The organism is Variovorax sp. Root318D1 (genome assembly GCF_001424835.1).
GTDB lineage: Bacteria > Pseudomonadota > Gammaproteobacteria > Burkholderiales > Burkholderiaceae_C > Variovorax.
Map to the genome: position 1 here is coordinate 111,074 of NZ_LMCQ01000021.1, position 19,357 is coordinate 130,430.

The 19,357-nt window shown below is 64.5% G+C and carries 20 protein-coding genes; 11 read left to right on the forward strand and 9 right to left on the reverse strand.

Annotated features, from left to right (window positions below):
• Positions 1-9: 9 nt before the first annotated feature.
• On the reverse strand, positions 10-213 hold the full coding sequence (locus ASC78_RS18985; RefSeq protein WP_055804621.1) for a KGG domain-containing protein: 204 nt from the start codon (positions 211-213) through the stop codon (positions 10-12).
• A 291-nt stretch (positions 214-504) separates the two neighbouring features.
• Here ASC78_RS18985 and ASC78_RS27530 point away from each other — a divergent pair, with 291 nt between their 5' ends.
• Positions 505-753, forward strand: coding sequence for a hypothetical protein (locus ASC78_RS27530; RefSeq protein WP_157634488.1), 249 nt, complete (start codon positions 505-507; stop codon positions 751-753).
• On the opposite strand, the gene ASC78_RS18990 is transcribed toward ASC78_RS27530, so the two are convergent.
• The gene (locus ASC78_RS18990) at positions 723-2,168 is read right to left on the reverse strand and encodes a sigma-54-dependent transcriptional regulator (RefSeq protein ID WP_055804624.1); all 1,446 of its coding nucleotides are present in this window, start codon (positions 2,166-2,168) and stop codon (positions 723-725) included. The genes ASC78_RS27530 and ASC78_RS18990 overlap by 31 nt on opposite strands.
• Before the next feature lie 123 nt (positions 2,169-2,291).
• The gene (locus ASC78_RS18995; protein ID WP_157634489.1) at positions 2,292-2,657 is read right to left on the reverse strand and encodes a histidine kinase dimerization/phospho-acceptor domain-containing protein; all 366 of its coding nucleotides are present in this window, start codon (positions 2,655-2,657) and stop codon (positions 2,292-2,294) included.
• Positions 2,658-2,858: 201 nt separating this feature from the next.
• Between ASC78_RS18995 and rpoN the strand changes: the two genes are divergently transcribed.
• Genes rpoN through ASC78_RS19010 form a run of 3 tightly spaced genes read left to right on the forward strand, consistent with a single transcriptional unit; the run spans position 2,859 to position 4,875 of the window.
• A complete protein-coding gene (rpoN, locus tag ASC78_RS19000; protein ID WP_055804629.1) occupies positions 2,859-4,295 on the forward strand; it encodes an RNA polymerase factor sigma-54 in 1,437 nt (478 codons plus the stop codon).
• Positions 4,296-4,309: 14 nt separating this feature from the next.
• Complete coding sequence (locus tag ASC78_RS19005; RefSeq protein WP_055804633.1) at positions 4,310-4,573, forward strand: hypothetical protein; 264 nt, start codon at positions 4,310-4,312, stop codon at positions 4,571-4,573.
• Positions 4,570-4,875: a hypothetical protein gene (locus tag ASC78_RS19010; protein ID WP_157634490.1), complete on the forward strand. Its 306-nt coding sequence runs from the start codon at positions 4,570-4,572 to the stop codon at positions 4,873-4,875. Before ASC78_RS19005 ends, ASC78_RS19010 begins: the two co-directional genes overlap by 4 nt.
• A 34-nt stretch (positions 4,876-4,909) precedes the next feature.
• Here ASC78_RS19010 and ASC78_RS19015 read toward each other — a convergent pair whose 3' ends face one another.
• Positions 4,910-5,194: a hypothetical protein gene (locus ASC78_RS19015; protein WP_055804637.1), complete on the reverse strand. Its 285-nt coding sequence runs from the start codon at positions 5,192-5,194 to the stop codon at positions 4,910-4,912.
• A 307-nt stretch (positions 5,195-5,501) separates the two neighbouring features.
• Between ASC78_RS19015 and ASC78_RS19020 the strand changes: the two genes are divergently transcribed.
• The 3 genes from ASC78_RS19020 to ASC78_RS28065 all read left to right on the forward strand — a co-directional run bounded on the left by ASC78_RS19020 (position 5,502) and on the right by ASC78_RS28065 (position 7,070).
• On the forward strand, positions 5,502-6,368 hold the full coding sequence (locus ASC78_RS19020) for a ZIP family metal transporter (protein ID WP_157634495.1): 867 nt from the start codon (positions 5,502-5,504) through the stop codon (positions 6,366-6,368).
• 17 nt (positions 6,369-6,385) lie between these two features.
• Positions 6,386-6,646, forward strand: a complete 261-nt coding sequence (locus ASC78_RS19025; RefSeq protein WP_055804640.1) for a hypothetical protein — start codon at positions 6,386-6,388, stop codon at positions 6,644-6,646.
• Positions 6,647-6,782: 136 nt separating this feature from the next.
• Positions 6,783-7,070, forward strand: a complete 288-nt coding sequence (locus ASC78_RS28065; protein ID WP_235505136.1) for a hypothetical protein — start codon at positions 6,783-6,785, stop codon at positions 7,068-7,070.
• A 24-nt stretch (positions 7,071-7,094) separates the two neighbouring features.
• Here the strand turns inward: ASC78_RS28065 and ASC78_RS19035 are convergent, their stop codons facing one another.
• The 4 genes from ASC78_RS19035 to ASC78_RS19050 form a co-directional block, all read right to left on the reverse strand.
• Complete coding sequence (locus tag ASC78_RS19035) at positions 7,095-7,598, reverse strand: helix-turn-helix transcriptional regulator (RefSeq protein ID WP_055804643.1); 504 nt, start codon at positions 7,596-7,598, stop codon at positions 7,095-7,097.
• A gap of 179 nt (positions 7,599-7,777) precedes the next feature.
• The gene (locus tag ASC78_RS19040; RefSeq protein WP_443082735.1) at positions 7,778-8,452 is read right to left on the reverse strand and encodes a Crp/Fnr family transcriptional regulator; all 675 of its coding nucleotides are present in this window, start codon (positions 8,450-8,452) and stop codon (positions 7,778-7,780) included.
• A 124-nt stretch (positions 8,453-8,576) separates the two neighbouring features.
• Complete coding sequence (locus ASC78_RS19045; protein WP_055804648.1) at positions 8,577-9,281, reverse strand: Crp/Fnr family transcriptional regulator; 705 nt, start codon at positions 9,279-9,281, stop codon at positions 8,577-8,579.
• 158 nt (positions 9,282-9,439) lie between these two features.
• Positions 9,440-10,381, reverse strand: a complete 942-nt coding sequence (locus tag ASC78_RS19050) for an AraC family transcriptional regulator (protein WP_235505137.1) — start codon at positions 10,379-10,381, stop codon at positions 9,440-9,442.
• Positions 10,382-10,926: 545 nt separating this feature from the next.
• Between ASC78_RS19050 and ASC78_RS19055 the strand changes: the two genes are divergently transcribed.
• The 4 genes from ASC78_RS19055 (at position 10,927) to ASC78_RS19070 (ending at position 17,273) form a co-directional block, all read left to right on the forward strand.
• A complete protein-coding gene (locus ASC78_RS19055) occupies positions 10,927-11,214 on the forward strand; it encodes a hypothetical protein (RefSeq protein ID WP_055804654.1) in 288 nt (95 codons plus the stop codon).
• 391 nt (positions 11,215-11,605) lie between these two features.
• Positions 11,606-14,581: a YjbH domain-containing protein gene (locus ASC78_RS19060; RefSeq protein WP_055804658.1), complete on the forward strand. Its 2,976-nt coding sequence runs from the start codon at positions 11,606-11,608 to the stop codon at positions 14,579-14,581.
• Entirely contained in the window at positions 14,578-15,012 is a 435-nt protein-coding gene (locus ASC78_RS19065; protein ID WP_055804661.1) for a low molecular weight protein-tyrosine-phosphatase, read from the forward strand. The genes ASC78_RS19060 and ASC78_RS19065 overlap by 4 nt, the downstream gene beginning before the upstream one ends.
• Positions 15,009-17,273, forward strand: coding sequence for a polysaccharide biosynthesis tyrosine autokinase (locus ASC78_RS19070; RefSeq protein ID WP_082517590.1), 2,265 nt, complete (start codon positions 15,009-15,011; stop codon positions 17,271-17,273). The genes ASC78_RS19065 and ASC78_RS19070 overlap by 4 nt, the downstream gene beginning before the upstream one ends.
• Before the next feature lie 60 nt (positions 17,274-17,333).
• On the opposite strand, the gene ASC78_RS19075 is transcribed toward ASC78_RS19070, so the two are convergent.
• On the reverse strand, positions 17,334-19,328 hold the full coding sequence (locus ASC78_RS19075) for a polysaccharide biosynthesis protein (RefSeq protein ID WP_055804663.1): 1,995 nt from the start codon (positions 19,326-19,328) through the stop codon (positions 17,334-17,336).
• Positions 19,329-19,357: the final 29 nt, after the last annotated feature.

Here is a 19,357-nt window from a genome sequence, read left to right on the forward strand (position 1 = left end):
CCTGCCTGTTCACTCCTGGAGCCGTTCGGCCGCTTGCGCCCGTCCATTGAGGCTCTTGGCCCGCGCATGCCGGGCTTCCTCGGGGGTGAATTCATGGGCGCGTCCCAGTTCATGGGCGGCGCGCCCGCCCTGCCTGGCGATCTCCCGCTGGCGCTCGGGATCCATCCCGGCAAAGCCGCGCCGGGTACGAATGCGCCCATCTTGATTGTTCATTGGATGCCTTCCTTCGTTCCGCAAGAACAGTGCGGGCCTGAGCGCGCAACCATTGCGCACCGATTCGACTTTCGGCAAGCGGCGTGCCCGCCTGGCGCCCGCCGCATCTGGTCGCCCAGCTCTTCCACGGCCTGGTCGGGGGTCACATCCAATGCGCATCCTCCTTCTTACAGCGGCAAACGGCGTACGTGCTTTCGGCCCGCGGCACTGGCTGGCACGCTGTTTGCCGGGTGGCCATTGCCTTGCGCGAGAACTGTGCCGAGCGATAACCCTCACGCACCGGAGACGCCAATGAACGAACTCAGCAGCTATTTCGCCAGCCATCCCCTCGAAAACCCGGCGAATTATCTGGGAACGGACTTCGATCCCACCGGCGCCGCGGCGTACAGGTTGCGCCTGCGCAGCTGGAAGGAAGGCTATCGCGAGCAAATGCGCGCGTCGGCCACCTCCGCAGGCCCCTCTTCACGCGCCCGCCGGCGCGGGCTGGTCCAGCCGCCGGCGCCTTCCTCTCATTGCTGGTACTCCTTCAGACGGTTGTAGAGCGTCTTCATGCTGATGCCGAGCAGCGCCGCAGTGCGCTCCTTGTGGCGACCGCAACGCTCGTAGGTTGCAAGAATGACGCGCCGCTCCACCTCCGCGAGCTGCATTCCCACTTCGACCACGATCTGGTCCTCGCCGGGGCCTGGCAGGGCTGCCGCGGCCGCGCCGTTGCGTCGGCCGTCGTGCCCCGCCGCCGGCGCAGATGCATGGCCTTGCGCCGCCTCGGGCTGGGGCCGGGGATCGATGCCGGGCACGGCGCCGTCGCTGGCGGGAAGCCATTCCTCGTCGATCTCGTAGCCGGAGGCCATCACCCAGGCGCGCTGCACCACGTTGCGCAGCTCGCGCACATTGCCCGGCCAGCGGTGCGCTGCCAGCCGCGCCAGCGCTGCCGGCGTGAAACGCTTGGTGCCGCCTTCCTGGCGTCCGAGGTCCTGCAGAAAGCTGCTGGCAATGAGCGCGATGTCGTCGCCGCGCTCGCGCAGGGGCGGCAGTCCGATCGGAAATACATTGAGGCGGTACAACAGGTCTTCCCGCATCTGGCCGCGCGCCACCGCCTGGGCGGCGTCGCGGTTTGTGGCCGCGATGATGCGCACGTCGGTCTGCTGAACCTGGGTGGAACCAACCCGCATGAAGGTGCCGCTCTCCAGCACGCGGAGCAACTTCACCTGCAACTCGGGCGGCATCTCGGTGACCTCGTCGAGAAACAGCGTGCCGCCGTGCGCGCGTTCGAAAAAGCCCTGGTGCTGGCGCTCCGCCCCGGTGAAGCTGCCGCGCTCATGGCCGAAAATTTCGCTTTCGACCAAGTGCGGCGACAGCGCGCCGCAGTTGACGGCAAGAAAGGGTTGCTCGCGCCGCCGGCTCAGGTCGTGCACGGCGCGGGCCACCAGCTCCTTGCCCGTACCGCTCTCTCCGTGGATGAACACGGTCACGGCCGTGCCGGCCACTCTCGACATCTGCCGATAGGCGCGCTGCATCGGCTCCGAGCGGCCGATGAGGTGGCCGAAGCGGCCCGTCTCGCGCCAGAACTCCTGCACCTCGTCGAGCTCGGCGCGCAGCTGCGATGGAGGGATGAGGCGCTTGAGCAGGCCCTTCAGGTGCTGCGGGTTGATCGGCTTCACGAGGTAGTCCGCGGCGCCGAGCCGCAGCGCCCTGATGGAGGTCTCGAGGCTCGCCTGCCCGGTCATTAAAACCAGCATGGTGTCGCTCACGATTTGGGGGTCGTCCAGCAGATCGAAGCCGTTCCCGTCGGGCAGATGCAGGTCGAGCAGGAGCAGGTCGGGCCGCTGCATCGCGATCAGCCGGCGTGCGGCAGCAATGCCGTGGGCGCACATGACAGAGTGCCCTTCGCGTGCGACCAAGGCGGCGATCATCTTCGCCGAATCCTCGTCGTCTTCAACAATGAGTGCGTGGCCCAACTTCGTTCCTGGCGTGATGCCTGTGCTGCGATGTATCTGCTTCGCCGCGATTTCTTGCTTTGCGTCCGCCTCGTCTCGATCCTGTGGAGATACTGCACTTCGAACACGCGCGCACCGGACGGCTCAATCGTTCAAGCCCTGTGCGAATTCGTGCAGTTGCTCTGTCAGAGACGTCATACGTGCAACCTGCCGCTCCAGCACCTGCATGGCTTCGCGCTGCGTGGCGCTGTCATCGGAAGTGCGTAACAGCTCCAGCGCCACGGCCATGGTGCCGATGGGGCTTCGCAGATCGTGATCGAGGCGCTGCGCCCGCAGGGCGAGCCGTGCCTGGCCCGCTTGATGCATCGCCAGCGTCTCGGCGGCGGCCTTTGCGGAACGGGTTCTTTCCCGGCACAAGAGGCCAAGCCCGACCAGGGCGGCGGTGCACGCCCCGATCAACATCACCGTGCCCGCCAAGGGCGCACCGGCATCCACCGATGAATTTTTCATAGCGCAAAGTTTGCGGCAAAGCCGCCCTCCTTGTCTGTCCGCACAGCGCTGCAAGATTTGCCGCAAGGCTTCCTCGACGCTGATGAGTCAGCCGCATTTTTAGCTGGTTTCTATCGATTTTCGGCCATGCAGGACCGAAATTGGCTGGCACGACCGTTGCGCAGCAATCCCGCCACGGGGTTGCTGGCGCTACGGAGAACCATGAAACCATCTATTGCTTTGCAAGCCCGCCAAGTGCAGGCGCCGGTCTTTTCGCCCCGGCTGCAGCAGGCCGTGCGACTGCTCCAGATGTCGGCGCAGGAATACGCGCAGGCCTTGCGCGACGCGGCCGAGCTGAACCCCTTTCTCGAAATCGATGCGCCGCCTCAGGACGGCGGCGGCGCCGAGGCCGCGCCGGCCCAGGCCCAGGCTGAAACCGAAGCCGCCGCCGACCTCGAAGCGGCAGCTGTGCTCGACCGCGTCACCGGGGCGCCCGCCTCCAGCGAGAGGCATCTGTCGCATGACGAAAGCTTCGACGTGATGCAACGCGTGCCGTTGCCGGACTCCCTGCGCGCCCACTTGCACGGACAGCTCGGCGTGCTGCGCCTGTCTGCGCGCGAGATGGCGTTTGCCCGCGCCGTGGTCGAGGCGCTCGACGACGACGGCTACCTGCGCATTTCGCCCGGAGACATCGGCGCTGCACTCGGTGAAACCGGCGCGGAGGCCGAACGCGAGCTGCGCACAGCCCTGCGGCGCGTGCAGGCGCTCGACCCGGCGGGCGTGGCGGCCCGCAGCGTGGCCGAATGCCTGTGCCTGCAGCTGGCAGCGGCCTCCGATGATGCTGCGAACGAAGGCATTCGCCGGCTCGCGCGCCGGATGCTCGAAGAGCACATTGGCCTGCTCGCGGCGCACGACATCGGCAAGCTCGCCAAGGCACTCGACGCATCGGTGCAGCACGTGCAGTCGGCCATCGATTGCATCCGTCGGCTGAACCCGCATCCGGGCTGGCAGTTCGGCGAGACCGCGGCGCGCATCGTGATACCGGACGTGACCGTGAAGAAGGTGCGCGGCATCTGGAAGACTTCGCTCAATGCCAGCGCACTGCCGCGCGTGAGGCTGAACTCGGCCTATGCCCAACTGTTCGAAAAGCATGGCGGAAGCCAGTGCCCCGCCATGAAGGAGTGCCTCGAACAGGCGAGGTGGATGGTGGGCGGCGTGTCGCAGCGCGCAGCCACCATCCTGAACGTGGCGCGCGCCATCGTCGCGCGGCAGAAGATGTTCCTGGAGCACGGCCCGCTCGCCATGAAGCCGCTCGGCCTGCGCGAGATCGCCGACGAAGTGGGCGTACATCCGTCCACCGTGTCGCGCACCGTGCACAACAAGTACCTGGCCACGCCGGCAGGCATCTTCGAACTGCAGCACTTCTTCTCGCGCGGGCTCAACCACGCGGCCGGCGGCGCCAGCGCACCGGTGGCATTGCAGGGCCTGATTCGCGAATTGATCGCAGTCGAGAAGCCCGTGGCACCACTGAGCGACGCCGCGCTGGCGCGCCAGCTGGCGCAGCAGGGCTTTCGCATTGCGCGCCGCACCGTCACCAAGTACCGCCAGAGCATGAACATCGACCCCTTCGAGCGCCGCCGCATGTCGCCGGCCCTATAAACACAAGGAAAACCATGTCCATCGATTTCTTGCGCACGCTCGCCAAGTGCCGCGCGCCTCTTACGCTCACCGATCCCGAGGACATCAACAAATTGCTGGTACTGCGCGCGGCCGGCCTCGTGGTGGCCATGACGCTAAGGCCTGTTGCCGGAGGGTGCGAGGTGGCCCGGTTCCTCGCGCTGACGCCCGACGGCCGCAGCGCGCTCGATCTGGCCGGCGGGCATCCTCCCCACCAGGCGGAAGCCGCGATGCCATTGGCGATGGAGCAAGCCCAATGACTGAGCAGGACTCGCCCGGAATGGCGCCAGGCCCGGTGTCGGCAGCCGGAGACTCGCAGCAGCGCCACATCTTCGTTTACCGCGGCTGGCGCTTCGCCTACAGCGCCCCGCGCATGCGCACGGGCGTGTACCGCCCCGTGGTGGTCTGCCTTGGCCAGGGACCGGACGCACAGGAAACCATGCTGCCCGACGACACCGACGAGATCGCCTACGCCACCGAAGCGGAGGCGCTTCGGCATGCGCAGCAGCAAGCCATGCGCTGGGTGCACGACCGCACGGGCGACGGCCAGGGGCAGTTCTGAAACACGCGCGCCCGCAGCGCGCTGCCTTGCTTCCTCACCGCCGACCGGCGGGCAGTGCCGTCGCGTTGCGCAGCATGCAAGCGGCGCGGCCTTCCGCCGTAATGCCGGTCACGATGGCACGCGCGATCCGCCGCTCGCCCGTGCGCAGGACGACCGTCGGCTCGGTCATTGCCTGCAGCAGCAACGCGCTGCGCAACGCGAGGATCTTGTGAATGTCGTCGGGCTCGGAACACACCACGGGCATCTGCCGGCGGGACAGGAATTCGAGCAGCTCATAGCACTCGCTGGCATGGCCCACGCGCGATTGCGATCTTTTCATGGCGGCACATCCAAGGCGTTGAAGAAGAAGAGGAAGGACGCCGCGAGAGCGGCAAACGGCATGCCCGCATCGGCTTGGGCGTGCACGTGTAGTCTGCGCAGCCGACTCACACGAGAAAGGTTCCTACGCGGCGCATTCCGCCGCCACCCGAATCTGCGGACAGGTGACGACACCGGCTCGACAACCTTGATCATGCAGGTGCGAGTTAGGCGGCGGCCGTGGTGGCCGCCGCTTTTTTTGCGGGCCATACCTCTCGCCCTGATCGACGATGACGACTCTTGATCTGCTGTGTGCACGCGGCCCCAGGATGCGACCGTTGCGGCGGGTATTTGGCTTTGCCATCGTCGCGGCCGGCTTGGCCCTGCTGATGTTCGAGGCGGTGGAAGCGATTGCGGCCGGCGACCCGCGCGTGCGCGGCGCACTGCTCGGCGGCAGCATGGCGGCGCTGGCCACCGCGCTGGGAACGATTCCGGTGCTGCTGTCGCGGCAGCTCTCGCAGCGCGCCTTCGACACCATGCTGGGCTTTGGCGCAGGCGTGATGCTGGCGGCCACGTCGTTCTCGCTGGTGATTCCGGCACTGGAGGCGGCCCGTTCGCAGAGCGCCGGCTCCTGGGTTTCAGGCGGCATCGTGGGCGCGGGCGTGCTGCTGGGCGCCGCACTGCTGCTGGCCATCGATCGGTTGGTGCCGCACGAGCACTTCGTGAAAGGGCTCGAAGGTCCGAAGGCCCTGAAAATGAAACGGGTCTGGCTCTTCGTGCTGGCCATTGCGCTGCACAACCTGCCCGAAGGCCTGGCCATCGGCGTCGCCTTTGCGGGCCAAGACCCGGTGGCGGCTGCCGCGCTTGCCACCGGCATCTCCATCCAGGACGTGCCTGAAGGCATGGTGGTGGCGCTCGCGCTGCGCGGTGTCGGCTACGGGCGGCTCCTGTCGATGGGCCTGGGCGTGGCCTCGGGCCTGGTGGAGCCTGCGATGGCCGTGCTGGGAGCGACCGTGGTCACGCTGATGACCAGCCTGCTGCCCTGGGGCCTGGCGCTGGCCGCGGGCGCGATGCTGTTCGTCATCAGCCACGAGATCATTCCCGAATCGCACCGGCAAGGACATGAAGCCTTCGCAACGGGCGGCCTGATGCTCGGCTTCGTGGTGATGATGGTGCTCGATACCGCGCTGGGCTGAAGCGAAAGGAACATCCCATGACCGCATTGGACCTTTTGAACCTGGATGTATTGCTCGCCCGCAGCGTGCTGCTGCGCGTCGACTACATGCGCGTGCAGACCCGCATCAACGACCTGCTGTCGCACGGGTGCAGCGATGCCGGCGACGGCCCCGAAGACGAGGACTTCAGCCAGCTGATCAGGGCCATGAGTCGTTCGTTTGCGGCGGATGCGCGCTATCTCTCCAGCCTTTCGTACACGGTGCATGAAATCATCGAGCACGCGAAAGCCACGGCCTGATCAGGCGCCGCAGCGGCAGCGGCGTGCAATGGCTGACGCCGGGTTTTTCGCGACAGCGACCCGGCACGCCGTCCGACACCTCGTGGCCGCGTGCCGGTGCAGCGTTCAAGAACTGCACTGAATGGTGGTCGAGAAAATGACTCCTCAACAAGCCAATAGCGACGAGAGGGACAACCAGCGCGTCTTCCGATGGGGCATTGGCGCGGCACTCATCATCTTCCTGCTGGCACTGGCCTATAACTTCCTGATCCAGACGCGGGAAGAAGGACCTGTCAAGCCGTCGACGCCGACCCAGAGCGCGCCCCTGGTCGCTCCTTCCGGCACAGCGCCGCAGAGCGCTCCTTCGAGCACGGCACCGCAGACGGTGCCTTCGACCACCGCGCCGCAAACCCCGCCTGCACCTGCAAACACCCAGGGCAAGTAACCCGGCTCGCCGAGCCGCTGCGGCTCAGCAGGATTCTTCCCAGTTCAGGAGGCCCCTCTGGGTGGCCACCCGAACCGCCTGGGTGCGCGACTGGACGTTCAGCTTGCGGTAGATGCTCTTGAGTTGCGCTTCGATCGTGTTGATCGAACGATGGGTTTGTTCGGCGATCTGCCGGTTGCTCTGCCCCTCTGAGATGAACCGCACCACCTTCAGCTCGCGGGGCGACAAAAGACCCTTCGGTTCCCCGACGGGCTTCGGCGCGGCGGACGTGGCGAACGAGCCCAGGATGCGCCGAGCAATTTGCGAGGCTGCCGGAGAGTTGCCGAGTTCGATCGAGCGCATCAGCGAAGCAAGATCCGTGGCGTTTGCCTTTGCGAAGAGATCGCGCACAACACCCGCGGCCGCGGCGGAATTCACGCGCCAATGGTCGTTTGCGGCAGAGCCCGGGAGCATGCCGATCGGAAACCGATCCGCCTGTTTCAAGGACGGATACCACGTGATCGTCGATTCGGTGTTTGCGTTGGACATTTCAAAAGCTCGCCGGCTCTGGCGTTCCGCAAGACTGGGACCTGAACACCATCGCGTTGCAAGCCCAGGAGAACATGTATGAAACTGATTCGATGCTACGAACAACGTCGATCTGTGGCATTGGCTTTCACGCAGCGGATGTGGCGCAGCTCACAAACGTGAACTAAAGTTATCTCGAATCACGGCTTCGGCAACGATGTCGTCGGCTTGTCCGAGTCCAGTTCGGGAAAGGGCAGATCGAAATCGGTTGCCGCGAAATCGGCGGGCACGTGCACGCCGTAATCGTCGCGGCGAACCAGCCCACGGCTCTCCAGGTCGCGCATGGTCTTGTTGACCACCTCTCGCGACAGGCCCGAATAGGACGCGATCACCGATTGCGTGATGCGCTTGTCGTAGCCGCCAGTGGTTGCCGGCGCCAGTTGCGTCAGTTGATGAAGCACCCGGCTCACCAGATCTTCCGACGACAGCGCCGATATCCTGCGAAGCTGCCCCCGCATCACGCTTACACGTTTCATGGCGATGTCGAGCAGCGCCAAGGCCATTTGTGGATGCCGCTCGCACAGCTTGCGCATGGCGGCAATGGGGATCAGGTACACCGACGAGGGCAGCGCAGCAATCAGTGTCTGGGTGGCCTGGTGCCGGTCTTCGGTGAAAGAGGATCCGAGAAAGAAATCGTCACGCCGGATGAATTCCGTGGTGACGTCGCCGCTGCCACCGCGCCCATGCGCCACGACGCGCAAAAGGCCGTTGGCCACGCAGTAGAAGCGGTCCGTCCATTCGTCCACGGCAAGAACGGTTTCGTTGCGCCGGTAGGAGCGAAGTTCGCTGGCCTGGACCAGCGCTGCACGTTCCAAGGCCGGCAACCCGGAAACCAAAGCATTCAAATACATGCCACCATGATGCGGGACGTTGCCGTCGCCACATACCCATAAATGGGGGATGTCGTACCGATGCCACTCCCAAGCGCCAGCGGCGCGGTTACAAATTCGCCTCGCGCCTATTCAAAGGTGGTTCCGTTGGCTCCAGCCCGCCGATGTCGGTGGAAGAAAATTCGGTCGAAACGTGGACGCTTTGCCCGTCGCGCCACACCAGGCCGCGGCTCTCCAAGTCGCGCATGATCTTGTTCACCACTTCGCGCGAGAGCCCCGTATAGGACGCGATCACCGCCTGGGTGATGCGCTTGTCGAAGCCGCCGGTGCTGGCCGGCGCGAGTTGCGTCAACTGGTGCAGCACCCGGCTCACCAGGTCTTCGGACGACAGCGCCGATATCTTGCGAAGCTGGCTGCGAAGCGCCCTGATGCGCGATGCCGCGAACTCGAACAAACCCATTGCGACCTCTGGGTAGGCTTTGCAGAGCTTGCGAGCCACCGGAATCGGAATGAGGTAGGCCGAAGAAGGCAGCGCCGCGACCAGTGTCTGCCTGGCCATGTAGCGGTCTTCGCTGAGCGACGGGCCCAGGAAGAAATCGTTGCGGCGAATGAAGTCGGTCGTCACGTCGCCGCTGGGGTCGCTGCCATGTTCGACCACGCGCAGCAGCCCGCTCGTCACGCAGTAGATGCAGTCCGACCACTCCTGCGCCGCCATCACCGTTTCGCTGCGGCGGTAGGAGCGGAGTTCGCTGGACTTGACCAATGCCGCGCGCTCGGCCGGCGGCACATTGGCGAAAAGAGGATGCAGGTACATGGCGGCGGCGTTTGTCTTTGGGCACGAGATTGCTCGTTATTGGCCCAAAGGCTTGACCGTGCGTCTCAATCCTGCACAAAAGCCGGGGATAAACGGACTTTTTTCACAATTTGCCACGATTCCTTCGTCGCAGTCAGGAAAGCCAGGGCCCTCCCCGCTCAGCCAGACTTTCTTGCCGCGGCCCGGAAATCCTGGGGCGCCATGTCGAAGGCGCGACGAAAGGCGCGGGTGAAGTCCGACGCACTCTTGAAGCCGGCGCCATAGGCGATGTCCGCCACCATTGCGCTCGGGTGCTTCGCCAGTTCGTCGGCCGCGTGGCGCAGCCTCAGGTTCCGTATGTAGGAAGCCAGGCCACCTTCATGCTGGAACAGCCGGTACACGGTCGGGCGTGAAAGCCGCAACGCCGCGACCACGCCGTCAGGCGAGAGGTCCGCACGATGCAGATGGGCCTGTATGTAGCGTCGAGCCTGGCCGAAGACGGCGGCGCGCGCGGCTGCGCGTGCACTGTCGCCCATGCCCACCTGCTTGCTCAGGGCCGCGACAAGAAGCTGCGCGCCCGTACGCGCATCGGCTTGTACAGCAGCGGCGCTCAGCCGCCCCACGCGGCTGCTAAGCGCGGCAACATATTCGACGGCCAGCCTGGCGATCGGCGTTGCCAGCTCCTGAATCGCAAGCCCGTGGATGGCTTCCGGATCGGGAAACACCTCCTGCACCACAGCGGCCGGCACAAACAGGGTGAGCACCCGGCAGTCGGTGCGCCGCATGCGCACGGGCTGGCCCATGTCGAGCGCGAGCACCTTGGCGGCAGAGGGCGTTGCGGTCCGCGAGAGCGAACGCACCGAGACGTCCCGCATTTCACCCTCGACGAACACATGCAATGCGAAATTGCGCACGCTGTCGCGCGAGATGCGGGCCAGAGATCGCTCCAGCGACATGGCGTCCGAGCGGCAATCGGTGAAGGCCAGGCCGTCCAGTTCGAACCGGTCGATCGAGGCGTTGAAAGGCTTCTCGAGGTCGGACCACGAAGGCAGCACATCGATCACATGCCCTACCCGCTCCCGCCAGGCGCCCAGCCGCCGCTGCGGCGCTTCCGCCGCCACGCTGAAACGGCTGTGGGCAATGCCGTTGTGCAGGGTTGAATGCACTCCCGGCAACGGAACGCGGCGGTTCATCGACAAAACACTCCCAGGCGCGGCACTGGCCGACCTCAAATACAACCAAAGTGTTAATAACTGTTAACTGGCTCGGATTTTCCCAATAAAAGCCCGCGAGCGCAACGGCCCGAGTAAAAACAAAGCGCCCAAGGCCCCGAAACGGCCATTCCAAGCAGCTTCATTCATTAATTGAAACCAATAATTTCAGCAGCAGCGAAGCCCCTACTTTAACTACGCCGCAATCTTTAAAAATTTGCCCTCAAAAGAACTCCGAAGTTCTAATTTTTAATCTAATTGTCAGCCTCAAGTTTTCAATTCGCTTGAGCCCGAGTAGTGCCGTTTTGGCGCAACGCCACGACCCGCTGTTACCCATTTCTGCCTATTGATGTTCCACACGAAGTGTTAACATTTGCACGCTCACAGGTAACAATGCGAATCGCAGCTTACGAGCCACCGTAGCCTTCCAAGCTTCGTCCGAACGGGAAATATCCATGAAACACAGTCACCTGATCGCAGCCTTGGCCGTCGCAGCCTTTGCGACCGCGCCTGCACTGGCCCAACAACTGCCCACGCCGCCGGTCGACGCGGCTGCTGCCGTGCGCGCAGCAGGTGGCGGCAGCCTCACTGGACAACAGGTCGGGATCATTGCTGGCAGCGGAGTGTTGCTGGCGGCAGCCGCTGGCGGCGGCGGTGGCGGCGGTGGCGGCGGTTTCCTCCTTCCCGGCCCAGGCGGGACCGGGACCGGAACAGGCACCACCGGCAGCACCGGCACCAGGTAATGAACGGAGCCCTCCGCAAGGGGGGGTTCCTAGCGAGAGTCCAACGCACCGCTGGCGCGGTGCGAAAGAAAGGATGCTGCGTACTCGCATCATCCTTTTTTTTGGGCGGATGCTCTTCGGGCTGCACGGCAATAATTGCCACGGCTCGGCACCTCTACAAGGCCTCGCCCTCGGACTCCCACACGACGTTTCGTCCGGAATTCAGCTATTTGGGCGCCACTTTCGACGGCCGGGGACGCCTTGCGGGGATGGCCGGCCTCGCGATCGACTGGCTTGGCGACAAGCTCGAGGTGGTCTATTCCGAGCAGTGCCTTTCCCGTGATCTGTGCTTGAGCTTCGAACGGTGGAATCCGTCTGTGCCGGCCAACGTTGCTTCGTCAAGCGCTGGTTCATGACCTTGCCCCCGCCCGGCCCGGTCACCCACCCACTTCACCTCACCCTGCTGGCCGCAGCGAGCGTGCTGATGATGTCCCCCGCCCATGCCGCTACCAGCGCCCCTGCGGACGCCGCGCAAGTGCGCCCGGGCGAGCGGCTCAGCGACTGGCTGCTGCGCCAGCCCGAGCAAGCAGCCGGCCCCGGCCTTGCATGGCAGGTGCCGCAGGAAGTGCTGGCTCAGCAGTACCTGAAGGACACGCTGATGGTGCGCGTCGAAGCGGCCATTCGATCGGCCACCTCGCCTGAGGAAGGAGCGGCGCGCGAGCGGCTCCATGCCATGCTGAACAGCCTGCCGGCCACCGGCCGCGTGGCGCTGGGCATCGTCGACGCGCGCTGGCTGCAGGCCAACCCGAGAGAAGACCCGGTGCTCAGCGAAGGCCAGCGCCTCGCCGTTCCGCCGGCCCCGCTGCGGTCGGTGACCGTGGTGCAGCCGGACGGCAGCTTTTGCCAGGTGCCGCACGAAAGCGGGCGCTCGGTGCTCGACTATCTCAGCGCGTGCGGACTCGGCGGCCAGGCCGACTGGGCCTGGATTGCGCAGCCCGACGGGCGCACCGAGCGCGCCGGAGTTGCGGGCTGGAACGCCGAGCCTGCCGATGAACCCTCGCCCGGCGCATGGATCTGGGCGCCACCAAGCCGCATGCCCGACCTGGCGGGCCTGTCGGAAGGCATGATCAAGTTCCTGGCGGTGCAAGGCCCGTCGCCGCAGGAATTCAAGGCTCCCCCGGCCGCCAACGCGCCGGTGTTCGCCGCACCCACTGCGACCGCCACCGCCACCGTCACCGGCACCCTCCCCGAGGCCGTGGCCCCGCAGCCGCGCCCGCTCGACATCAGCGGCAACGACTGGGGCGAAATCGGCCTGCTGCAAACGCCATCGGCCCGCATGGGACTGGCCGGCGACGTGCGCACGTCGTTCACGTCCATCTGGCCCTACACGCGGCTGAACTTCATGTTCCAGCCGCTGGACTGGCTGGAAGCGGGCTTTCGCTACACGTCGATTTCTAACCGCGCGTATACAGCCAGCACCACCGGCCAGTCGAACAAGGACAAGAGCATCGACATCAAGGTGCGGCTGCTCAAGGAAACCGCCCGCGTGCCCGAGCTTGCGCTGGGCTTTCGCGACCTTGGCGGTACCGGCCTTTTCTCTGGCGAGTACCTGGTGGCCAGCAAGCGCTGGCACGACTTCGATTTCAGCCTTGGCATTGGCTGGGGCTACCTGGGCGCGAGCGGCAACATCAGCAACCCCTTCAAGCTGCTGAGCAGCCGCTTCGACACCCGCTCCGGATCGAGCAGCAACCAAGCCAGGTTCGGCTCCTACTTTCGTGGCCCCGCCGCCCTTTTTGGCGGTGTGCAGTGGCGCACGCCTTGGGACCCGCTCACGCTCAAGCTCGAGTACGACGGCAACGACTATCAAAGCGAGCCGCAGGCCAACAACCAGCGCCAGCGCTCGCCGTTCAACATCGGCCTTTCTTATCGCGTGTCGCCCAAGGTCACGCTGTCCGCCGGCTTTGAGCGGGGCGACAAGTTCATGATTGGCCTTACGCTGGCAACCAACATGGCGGCGTCGCAGTCGCCCAAGCCAGCCGATCGGCCTCTGCCGGAATTCAGGGCCCAGGCGGCCGAGCGCTCGCCCGGTTGGGCGGCAACGGCGGCAGAGATCGAAGCCCTGACCGAGTGGACCGTCGAGCGCATTGCGCCCAAGGACGACGTGCTGCACGTATGGGTGACCGACAGCAACACCGTCTACCGCACGGCGCGCGTGGAAAAAGCCATTGCGGTGCTCCACCACGATGCGCCGAACACCGTCAAGAGCTTTGTCTTTCATTACTCGGAGCGAGGGCTAGCGGTGCATGCACAGGCAATCGACAGGGCCGAGTGGGTGGCCGTGCGCATTCAGGCCCTGCCGCCGCATGCGGCGCGCGCCGTGTCCAAGCGCGACTACGAACCCGAACTGCCCAGGCCCGACGACAAGAGCAACACCGCGGAAAGCAGCGTTGCCACCCAGGCCGCAGCCGCCGCGCCGCAGGCCCCTTGGGTGCGCCCCCGCGACAAGTTCACCTTTGGAATTGCGCCGAGCTATGGCCAGATCGTTGGCGGGCCCGACGCATTTCTTTTGTACCAGCTTGGCATCCAGGCCACGGCCGAATACCGCTTTACCCCGCGCACCTGGCTCAGCGGCGCGGTCAACCTGCGGCTGGCCGACAACTACGACAAGTTCACCTACACCGCGCCCAGCGACCTGCCGCGCGTGCGCACCTTCCAGCGCGAGTACGTTACCTCTAAGCGCTTCACTATTCCGTCGCTGCAGCTCACGCACGTGGGGCAGATGTCGAGCAACCACTACTACAGCATGTATGGCGGCCTGCTCGAATCCATGTTTGCCGGCGTGGGCGCCGAATGGCTGTACCGGCCGGCACGTTCACCCGTAGCCTTTGGCGTGGACATCAACCGCGTGCGGCAGCGCGACTTCAACCAGGACTTTGGCCTGCGCGACTACAAGGTGACCACCGGCCACGCCACCCTGTATTGGGACACCGGCTGGAACGGCGTCATGGCAAAGATCAGCGCGGGCCAATATCTGGCGGGAGACCGCGGCGTGACGCTTGAAGTGATTCGCCGCTTTGACAACGGCTTTGTGCTTGGCGCCTATGCAACCAAGACCAACGTTTCTGCCGCGCGCTTTGGCGAAGGCGATTTCGACAAGGGCATTTATCTTTCGATTCCACTCGACGCACTGCTGCCGCGGTCGACCAAGTTTGCGCTGAGCTTTGGATGGTCACCGCTCACGCGCGATGGCGGGGCCCGCCTGGGCCGCAGCAACACCCTTTACGAACTTACCTCCGTGCGCGACAAAGGCGCCTTCAACTTTGCGGCCTCTGAAGATAAAAAGCCTCGTGCCGGAGACAACCTCTTGAACTTCGATCGCAGCCCATGAATACCGTTCTAGTCGTTTGCATCGGCAACATCTGCCGAAGCCCGATGGCGGAAGCCTTGCTCGCCAAGAGCCTCCCGCAGATGACCGTGTCTTCGGCCGGCACGGGCGCGTTGATCGGCCACCCTGCGGACCCTATTGCCCAGGCGTTGATGGCCGAACGAGGGCTCGACCTTGGCTACCACCGCGCGCGCCAGGTCACCCAAGCCATGTGCGTTGAGGCCGACCTGATCCTCACCATGGACGAAGGTCAGCGCCGCCACATCGAAAACAACTATCCGCTGACGCGCGGCAGGGTCTTTCGCCTTGCCGAAACCGCCAAGCTGAATATTCCCGACCCCTACCGCATGGGACAGGAAGCCTTCGAGCACGCGCTCCAACTCATCGACGCTGGCGTCAAGACCTGGGCCGAACGCATTCGGCAATTCAAATGAACACTACTGCTGTCACCACTTCCAGCGGCGCGCGCACCGGCCAGCCTGCTGCAATTTCAACTGCAGCGGCGGACGATGACGAGATCAACATCGCGGAGTGGATCGACATCCTGATCGATCGCAAGTGGCTGGTGGCTATCGTCACCGCGCTGGTGCTGGTGCTCGGCGTGGCCTACGCGTTGATGTCCACTCCCATCTATCAATCCAATCTACTGGTCCAGGTCGAGGACGCTGCGCCCGATGCCAAAGGCTTCCTCGGCGAAGCCTCCAACCTTTTCGACGTGAAGACCCCCGCCAGCGGCGAGATTCAGGTCATTCGCTCGCGCATGGTGCTGGGCGCGGCGGTCGACAAGACGCACGCCTATATCGACGCCAAGCCGCGCTACCTGCCGGTGCTCGGCACCTGGCTGGCACGGCGGGCTAATGGGCTTTCGGATCCTGGCTTTTTTGGCATTGGTGGATATGTGAATGGCAGCGAAAGCATTGGCGTCGCCCGTTTTGACGTGCCTGCACAGCTTGAAGATGACGAGCCCTTCATGATTACCGCCCAAGGCGAAGGCAAATATACGCTGACGCACGAGGCACTAACTCGGCCACTAACCGGCACTGTCGGCCAGCCACTGCATCAGGTGCTCGAAGACGGCGCCATCGACCTGCTCATCGACAATCTCGAAGGCAAGCCCGGGGCGCAATTTGTCGTCTCGCGCGCTTCACAGCTGCGCACCATCGAAGACCTGCAAAAGCGCTTGCAACTCGCTGAACAGGGCAAGCAATCGAACGTGATCAACGTGGCGCTGGAAGACAGCGATCGTGAGTGGCTCTCCCGTATCCTCAATGCCATTGGCGAACAGTACGTACAGCAGAACGTCGAACGCAAGGCGGCCGAAGCACAGAAAACACTGGCTTTCCTGGACGAGCAGTTGCCTGAATTCAAGCGTCAGCTCGAAGCCTCTGAAGACGCCTACACGCATTTCCGCAACAAGAACGGCACCGTGGCCTTCGACGAAGAAGCCAAAGGCGTGCTGGCCCAGACTATCGAGCTGCAGACCAGGTTGCTCGAGTCCCAGCAAAAGCGCCGCGAACTCGCAGCGCACTTTACCGATGCCAACTTGCGCGTAAGGACCATTGATGGTCAGATTGCTGCCATTGAAAAGGAGATTGGCGGCCTGAACGCGCGCGTGAGCCGCATGCCCACACTGCAGCAAGATGCGCTGCGCCTCGAGCGCGACGTGCGGGTGAACAGCGGGCTTTATCAGTCGCTGCAGAACAACGCGCTGCAACTGCGACTGGTGAAGGAAGGCAAGACCGGCAACGTCCGCCTGCTCGACAAGGCCGTGAAGCCCAAGAAGCCGGTCAAGCCGCAGAAGCTGCTCATCGTGGCGCTGTCGCTGGTGCTGGGCCTCTTGGCCGGCACGGCGCTGGCCCTGATGCGCAGTTGGTTTTTCAGGGGCATTCAGGATCCGCAGGAGATCGAAGCCCACACGGGCCTATCGGTCTATTCGGTGGTGCCCTTTACGCCTGAGCAGGTGGCCCTCGACCAAAGCATTGCCGCCGGTGTCAAGGGCATCCAGTTGCTGGCGGTGACGCATCCAGACAGCCCATCCATCGAGGCGCTGCGCAGTCTGCGCATTGCGCTGCAATTTGCCACACTGGAAGCTGGCAATAACCGCGTGCTAATTACCGGTGCGACGCCGGACATTGGCAAGAGCTTTGTTTCAGGCAACTTCGCCGCCATCATGGCCCACGCCGGCAAGCGGGTGCTGCTGATCGACGCGGACATGCGCAAGGGCCACCTGAACAAGCAGTTTGGCCTCCCGCGAGAGAGCGGCCTTTCGGAACTGCTGGCTGGCGAGCTTTCGGCGCAGCAGGCGATCCGCTCACAGGTGCTGCCCAACCTCGACATACTGACCACCGGCAAGCTGCCGTCCAACCCTGCCGACATGTTGATGTCGGAAAGCTTTGTGCGCCTGCTTGACATGATGTCCGCGCAATACGAACTGGTAGTGATCGACACGCCGCCGGTGCTGGTGGCCGCCGACACGGCCGCCGTAGCGCCGTACATGGGCGCGGTGCTGCTGGTGGCGCGCGCGGATCAGACCCAGCTTGGCGAACTCAACGAAAGCGCCAAGCGCCTTTCGCACGGCGGCAAAGCCGTCAGCGGCGTGATCTTCAACGGCATTGACCTGACGCGGCGTCACTATGGCAGCCAGGGCTACCGTTACGGCGGCTACAGGTACACGAAGTACAAGTACAACGAGTAGAGCTGCAGGTCAGAGCCCGGTTTTTGATGCGGGGACATTTGCCGGAACTCCAACAAGAGATCAGACTGGAACGAGCGCGGAAGGGGAAACCGAAGCACCAGAGGCCACGCCGTCAGGCGTGACTGATACCGGCGTCGGGAGAGCCCCACTCTGACGTTCACGCTCTAGATATACCCAGTCCACCACATCGGCATGCGGTCGATAGCCGCCCAGAAGCTGCTGCAGCTGGCGTTTGATTGCAGGCACGTCGTTGCGCGCGAGCAGCGTGCGAAGTTCATCGATCTCTGTCGCCAGCTCTCGCCACGGCGGGCACGCTTCATGGGCCTTCATCACGCGCGGATGCACGGTAGGCATGGCGTTGTCGCCGATCAGCAGTTCTTCATACAGCTTTTCGCCGGGACGCAAGCCGGTGATTGACAGCTCAATGTCGCCTTCCGGGTTCCGCGCATCGCGCACCGTGCGCCCCGACAGTTCCACCAAGCGGCGCGCCAGGTCGATGATGCGTACCGGCGACCCCATCTCCAGCACAAACACATCGCCGCCCTCGGCCATGGCGCCGGCCTGGATCACCAGTTGGGCCGCCTCGGGAATGGTCATGAAATAACGCGTGATGTCTTCGTGCGTGAGCGTGATGGGTCCGCCAGCTTCGATCTGCTGGCGAAAGAGCGGCACCACCGAGCCACTGGAACCCAGCACATTGCCGAATCGCACCATGGAAAAGCAGGTACGCGGCTTTTGCTGGGCGAGGCCCTGCAGCGTCATTTCGGCCAGGCGCTTGCTTGCGCCCATGATGTTGGTCGGCCGTACCGCTTTGTCGGTGCTGACCAGCACAAACTGGCCAACGCCGTTGTCCCGCGCTGCCAATGCCGCCGTGAGCGTGCCCAGCGTGTTGTTGATCAGGCCCTCTACGGGGTTGTGCTCCACCAGTGGCACGTGCTTGTAGGCCGCGGCGTGGTAGACGGTATTGGGCCGCCACACGCTCATGATCTGGCGCATGCGCGCGGCATCGCACACCGATGCCAGCAGCGGCACCACGCTCAGCGCGGGGGCTTCTTGCTCCAGCTCGCGGTGAATGGCATAGAGCGCGTACTCGCTCCATTCCACCAGCAACAGCACCGAGGGCCTTAACTGCGCAATCTGGCGGCACAACTCGCTGCCAATGGAACCGCCCGCACCGGTGACCAGCACAACCTTGCCGCGCACATGGCGATTCAGAAGATCGTCGACCGGCGCTACCGGGTCGCGGCCCAACAAGTCTTCGATGTCGACTTCCATCAGGTCCTTGACCTGCACCCGGCCCTGCGCCAGATCGGCCATGCCAGGGAGCGTGCGCACGCGCAGGTGCAGCGACAAGAGGTCGTTCAGAATTTGCGCCCTGCGGCCATACGAAACCGACGGCAGCGCCAACAGCACGTCGGTAATGCCTTCAGCGGCAGCATGGGCCTCGAGCCAGGACGGCGGATCAATGGGCAGTTCGTTGAGCGTACTGCCCTGCAGCTGCACCGAATCGTCGACGAATCTCCGCACCACCATCTCCGGGCTGTGCGCGAGTGCTGCGGCCAACTGCCGGCCGGCGTTGCCGGCACCGTAGATCACCACCTGCGGCAGCGCCTTGCCGTGCAGCACCTGCGTGTACAAACCGCCCAACCAATAGCGCGCCAGGAGGCGGGAAGCGCCCACCGTGAACAACAGCAGCGCAGGCACCAGGAGCCCCACCGTACGCGGAATTCCCTCGACGCCGAATGCGGTGAATATGAGGACATAGCCGACGCTGAACAGAGAGCAGGCGTGCACGACAGCCATCAGCGCCGCGCTGCCGGCATAGCGGAAGATTGCACGGTACAAGCCCGAGACCACGAAAAGCGGCAGCGCCAGCATGATTGCACCGGCAACCGCCAGCCAATGCACGCCCGTCAGTTCTATCCACCGCTCGTAGCGCAAGCTGAATGCCAGCCACACGCACAGCACGCACAGTCCGGCATCGACCAACAAGGCCAACACCCGCTTTACGGGGCGCGGCAGCGCCAACATAGGCTGAGCCATACGATCGATCATGCGAACCCCCTGAAGAAGTTTTTACCAAC